The organism is Ralstonia sp. TCR112 (genome assembly GCF_007997035.1).
Taxonomy (GTDB): Bacteria; Pseudomonadota; Gammaproteobacteria; order Burkholderiales; family Burkholderiaceae; genus Ralstonia; species Ralstonia edaphi.
In genome coordinates this window covers 1-5,353 of sequence record NZ_VOSS01000108.1, presented here as the reverse complement: position 1 = coordinate 5,353, position 5,353 = coordinate 1, and the positions used below count along the sequence as shown (strand labels likewise).

At 64.6% G+C, this 5,353-nt stretch carries 4 protein-coding genes and 1 pseudogene; 1 reads left to right on the top strand and 4 read right to left on the bottom strand.

Annotated elements, in window-relative coordinates; translation table 11 throughout:
• Both FUT88_RS26935 and FUT88_RS22625 read right to left on the bottom strand, forming a co-directional pair.
• Nucleotides 1–546: pseudogene (locus FUT88_RS26935) on the bottom strand (hypothetical protein); the annotation flags it as partial.
• A 704-nt stretch (nt 547–1,250) separates the two neighbouring features.
• The gene (locus tag FUT88_RS22625; RefSeq protein WP_147217148.1) at nt 1,251–2,966 is read right to left on the bottom strand and encodes an AMP-binding protein; all 1,716 of its coding nucleotides are present in this window, start codon (nt 2,964–2,966) and stop codon (nt 1,251–1,253) included.
• A 232-nt stretch (nt 2,967–3,198) separates the two neighbouring features.
• Here FUT88_RS22625 and FUT88_RS22620 point away from each other — a divergent pair, with 232 nt between their 5' ends.
• Nucleotides 3,199–3,708, top strand: a complete 510-nt coding sequence (locus FUT88_RS22620) for a gluconokinase (RefSeq protein WP_147217236.1) — start codon at nt 3,199–3,201, stop codon at nt 3,706–3,708.
• A gap of 16 nt (nt 3,709–3,724) precedes the next feature.
• Here the strand turns inward: FUT88_RS22620 and FUT88_RS22615 are convergent, their stop codons facing one another.
• Together FUT88_RS22615 and FUT88_RS22610 are read right to left on the bottom strand one after the other, a co-directional pair.
• Nucleotides 3,725–4,519 carry a hypothetical protein gene (locus FUT88_RS22615; RefSeq protein WP_147218574.1) on the bottom strand — a complete coding sequence of 265 codons (795 nt, stop codon included), beginning with the start codon at nt 4,517–4,519 and terminating at the stop codon, nt 3,725–3,727.
• 54 nt (nt 4,520–4,573) lie between these two features.
• A partial coding sequence (locus FUT88_RS22610; RefSeq protein ID WP_147218572.1) for an alpha/beta hydrolase occupies nt 4,574–5,353 on the bottom strand: 780 nt, incomplete at its 5' end.

Here is a 5,353-nt window from a genome sequence, read left to right as displayed (position 1 = left end):
CACGCTGCCCGAGCTGCCACCAGCGCCGCCGCTGCCGCCCGCGCCGCCCGCGCCACCGTTGCCGCCAACGCCGGCACCCCCGTAGCCGTATCCGCCACGTCCTCCAGCCCCGCCATTGGCCGAACCGCCATTGTTGGTGGCGACGTTGCCGATGCCCGACACGCTGATGTTGGTGACGGTGCCGTCCAGCTTGGAGACGGCAATCGCCTTGCTGGTGTTGAAGGAATTGGTGAAGGTTGCCGTTGCCGTGCCGCCGTTGTTGGCCGCAGCGGTGCCATAGCCATCGGCGTTGACCCAGCCGCTGTTGTCGCGGTTGCTGCCCTGGCTTTGGTTGTTGTGCTGATTCGAGTTGTCGGTTGCCGTGGTGGTTGTGGTGGTTGCCGTGCTCGTCGTCGTGTCTGTGCTCGTATTGGTTCTGGTGATGGTCGACGTGTTGGTTTGGGTCTTGTCACCCGCGCCAGACGCCGTATTCCCGATATCGGCCAATGCAACGCCAGAGACCCCCAATCCCATGGCGATCGCGGTGGCCAGTAAGGTCTTCTTCATAACGCACTCCATAAAGGTGAGAGGGACGGCTGGAAACGCAGCCAGTCAGGCCGGCGCGCTCTGCCTGTGGGAACAACATGACCCACCCCGGGGCGGCTCGTTTGCATAATCGGTGCCAACTTCCGGGTCCGCCCGACACCGCGGTTCTAAGCAATTGAAAACGCAAAAGTTTCACCGGCACGCGCGCACATAAGCGCGGGCCGTGCCGCGCAATCGTGTCGAGATGTGCAACGTTTGAGGGGTTGTTTGGGCCCTTCCGGTTGCAGCGCCGATACAACGCCATGGAACGCACGGCGGCCATGGCATGCATGACCTTCGCGCCAAGACGCAAACCACACGGACGGATGGGCGCAGCGCCGGTGTTTGAGACAGGCGATTGGCTGGGTGTTTCAGGCGTGATACATCGGCGCATCGGCGCTCACATTGCATGAGCGGCAGCCCTGCGCCGACAGAGCATCCCGTGGCGCACGTTGCGTCGGGTTGCGTGTCTCGACGACGTTTGTATCGCGAGCTGGGGGCCTCTTGCGGCCGCTCGGCTGCGAGCGCCCCCTATCAGCAAGACGCATGCGGGAAACGTGTCTCGGTTTTTACCTCGCGGCTTGCCCCGGGCAGGCAAACAAAATTGCGCGCGGCAAGCATCGTCATGGCAACGAAAAGCCGCGCGCAACCGGTTCGCATTTCAACTGCGAAACTGCGAGCTCGCTTCAGGCCGTGGCGGCCACCGTCAGCTTGAGCTCTTCGATCATGCGATCGCGCATGACGAACTTCTGCACCTTGCCCGTCACCGTCATCGGCATCTCGGTGACGAAGCGGATGTAGCGCGGAATCTTGTAGTGCGCGATCTGGCCCTGGCAGAACGTACGGATTTCGTCTTCCGTGGCCTGCTGGCCGGGCTTGAGGACGATCCACGCGCAGACCTCTTCGCCGTACTTCGGGTCGGGCACGCCAAACACGTTGACGGCCTGCACCTTCGGATGCCGGAAGAGGAATTCTTCGATCTCGCGCGGGTAAACGTTCTCGCCACCGCGGATCAGCATGTCCTTCACGCGGCCGACGATGTTGCAGTAGCCCTCGGCATCGAACGTTGCCAGATCGCCCGTGCGCATCCAGCCGTCGTGGATGGCGTCGGCGGTCTTGGCCTCGTCGTCCCAGTAGCCGAGCATGACCGAATAGCCCTTGGTGCACAGCTCGCCCTTCTCGCCCACCGGCACCACCTCGCCCGCACCGTCCACGAGCTTGACCTGCAGATGCGGCTGGATGCGGCCGACCGTGGTCACGCGCTTGTCGAGCGGATCGGTCACGGCGCTCTGGAAGGAGACGGGACTCGTTTCCGTCATGCCGTATGCGATGGTGACCTCGCGCAGGTTCAGCTCCGACACGACGCGCTTCATCACCTCGATGGGGCACGGCGATCCGGCCATGATGCCGCCGCGCAGGGTGGATACGTCAAAGCTCTTGAAGTCCGGATGTTCGAGCTGCGCGATGAACATGGTCGGCACGCCGTGCAGTTGCGTGCAGCGCTCTTCCGCCACCGTGCGCAGCGTGGCCAGCGGATCGAATGCTTCGCCCGGGAACACCATGCACGCGCCCGTGGCCGTGCAGGTCAGCACCGACATGACCATGCCGAAGCAGTGATACAGCGGCACCGGAATGCACAGCCGATCGCCGCCCCGCAGGTTCATCGCCATGGCAACGAAGCGCGCGTTGTTGACGACGTTCACATGCGTCAGCGTGGCGCCCTTCGGCGCGCCTGTCGTGCCGCTGGTGAACTGGATGTTGATGGCGTCGTCAGGCGACAGCGTGGCCGTGATGGCATCGAGCGCATCAACGGGTACGCTTTTTCCGCGCGCAATCACCTCGGCAAAGTTGAGCATGCCGGGCGTATTGGCCTCGCCCATGCGGATGACCCAGCGCAGCGCCGGCAGCTTGGCGGCATTCAATGCGCCGGGCTGCGCGGTCGCCAGCTCGGGCGCGAGCGTCTGCAGCATTTCCAGGTAGCGCGAAGTCTTGAACGCTTCGGCCGCCACGATGGCCTTGCAGCCGACCTTGTTGAGCGCGTATTCCAGCTCTGAAAGCCGATACGCAGGGTTGATGTTGACGAGGATGAGCCCCAGGCGCGCCGTCGCGAATTGCGTGAGCACCCATTCGACGCGGTTGGGCGACCAGATGCCGATGCGATCTCCCCGCTCCAGTCCCAGCGCGTGCAGGCCGGCGGCCAGCGCGTCGACCTGTTCGGCAAAGGCGCGCCACGTCCAGCGCACGTTCTGCTCGCGGAACACGACCGCCTCGTCGTCGGGGCAGCGGCCCACGGTATCCGCCAGCAACGCCGAGACCGTGACATGTGCGAGCGGTACCGACGTATCGCCCACCACATACGACACACCGTTGCGCGGTCGCGCGTCGAAAACCTCACCAGCCATGGATGTCTCCTCCAATCAACGTTGGCCTTTTTGGGGCCTTGTTCTGAATGATTTGTAACCACTGCTTCAAACGCAATTTGACGCAGGTTGACGTATTTGGCAATCCGTTGCCCGACGAACAATGACGCGGAACAATTGCTGCGCTGCAGCAGCAAAAATCGGTGGGCGTCGTCTTCAACGCGCTAACATGCCGGCCTGATGTTTTGCGCTTTCTTGCTCGTAGGGAATGACGATGATCGTAGTAGTGATGGGTGTTTCGGGTTGCGGCAAATCCACGGTGGGCCAGAAGATCGCCGAGCGGCTGGGCTGCGCTTTCCGTGATGGCGACGAGTTCCACTCCGAGGCCAACCGCGCCAAGATGCACGCCGGCATTCCCCTGAACGACGACGACCGCAAGCCCTGGCTCGAATCCATCCGCGCCTACATGGACGAGAAGACAAGCAACGGGCAATCGCTGGTGGTGGCGTGCTCAGCGCTGAAGCAGCGCTACCGCGACGTGCTGCGCGGCCCCGCCGGCAACGCTGAATTCGTCTATCTGAAGGGCGATTTCGATCTGCTGCAAGGCCGCCTTGCTGCACGGAAAGACCACTTCTTCAACCCGAACCTGCTGCGCAGCCAGTTCGACGCACTGGAAGAGCCGACCGACGCCGTCGTCGTCGACATCGCGCTGCCGCCCGAAGCCATCGTCGACGAGGCTGTCGCGCAACTGCAGGCACGCGCCGCGCACCGCCCGGCCGCCTGAACCTGCCCGATCAGCGCTAGCTGCGCGTAAGTTGCTGCAACACGGCCTGCACCTCGCCGTTGCACACGCGGCTCATGCGCTCCTGCTCACGCGGCGTATCGATCTGCTCGTGCGCCTGCAAGCCCAGTTCGATCAGCGATTGCGCACGCGGCAGCCAATGGCGCGTGAGCGCTGCCTGCAAATCGGCGGCAATGCGGTCCGGGTCTCCAAAGTAGAGCCGGCCGCCGTATTCGCTCTCGATCTCCTTGCGGATGACCTCGGCAGCGTGCGGCAGCACGGCGCGGTTGACGGCCACATGCCGCAATTCGTGCTCGCGGATGGCGTTGTACGCGCACGTGCCCGGCGCAAATTCGCGCGCGACGGTCACCCGAAAATTGTTCAGCACCAGCTCCACCGAAATGGACGGCCGCAGGCAGGTCGTGGCCGGCTGCGTGGCGATCGCCATGTATCGGCTCGTCACGTCGAAGCGCGCCAGCAGCGTCGCATACGTCTTGCCCAGCACGCGCGCTGAGCGATCGTACGGTGGCGCTTCGGCAGTGAGCTGCTCGACCGAGCGGTCGTTGGAAAAGGACAGCGGCGTTTCGGTGGCACGCACCTCCACGCGCATCGGGCCCAACGCCTGGTCGCACGCCTTGAGCCAGTGCGATTTGTTGGCATTGAAGGCGTGGGCGCCCGTTGTTCCGGTCGCGGCCGCGACGTTTTCGATCGGCGCAAAGCGCACATCCGCCAGCCTCAGCCGATGCAGCCGACTCCACTGCCAGGCACCGGCCGCCACGGCCAGCACCACACCCAATACCACCACCCGACGCATGCTGGGCTCCCCGTTTGCGCATCCCGACCGGGCTACGCAGGGGCGCCGGTTGGGTCATGCCGGTGTCAGTTCCACCGGTTCTCGGTTCTCATGCTGGGCGGCAACCAGTCGCCTGATCTGCTCGCCCGATCGTTTGAGCGCTACGCGCGCCTCTGGAAGGAAAGGATAGAAGATCGGCCACACGTGCGGAAGCCGCCGCCCCATTTCTACCGAAACGGATACCCCGGCCGCCCGCGCGCGCTCGGCCATTCGGAGGGTGTCGTCGCGCAGCACTTCGCTCGTGCTGACATAGCAGTGCAGCGTGGGCAAGCCCGTGAAATCGGCATACAGCGGCGAGGCGAGCGGATGGTCGGTCGGCGCGCCCGAATCACCCAGGTACAACGCGGCCCCGTGCGCCATCCATGCGCCGCGAAACATCACGTCGGATTCATCGTTGTCGATCAGGCTCTGGCCGGTGGCGGCAAGATCCGTCCACGGCGAATACAGCACCGCGCCCGCCGGCAGCGGGTCCGCCGCATCGCGCAAGGCCACGAGCAACGCCAACGCCAGTCCGCCGCCAGCGGAATCGCCCGCCACGACAATGCGCGATGGCGCCACGCCCTGGGCGAGCAGGGTGCGATACGTCGACAGCGCATCTTCCACCGGGGCTGGAAAGGGATGTTCAGGTGCCAACCGGTAGTCCGGCACGCACACACGCGCCCGCGCATGCGTGGCGAGCCCAATGGTGATCGGGCGATGGGTGCGCGGGCTGCAGAAAAAGTAGCCGCCGCCATGCAGGTAAAGCACGACCGGCGCGTCGTCGTGCAGGTCCGGATCGGCGGGTTCGATCCATTC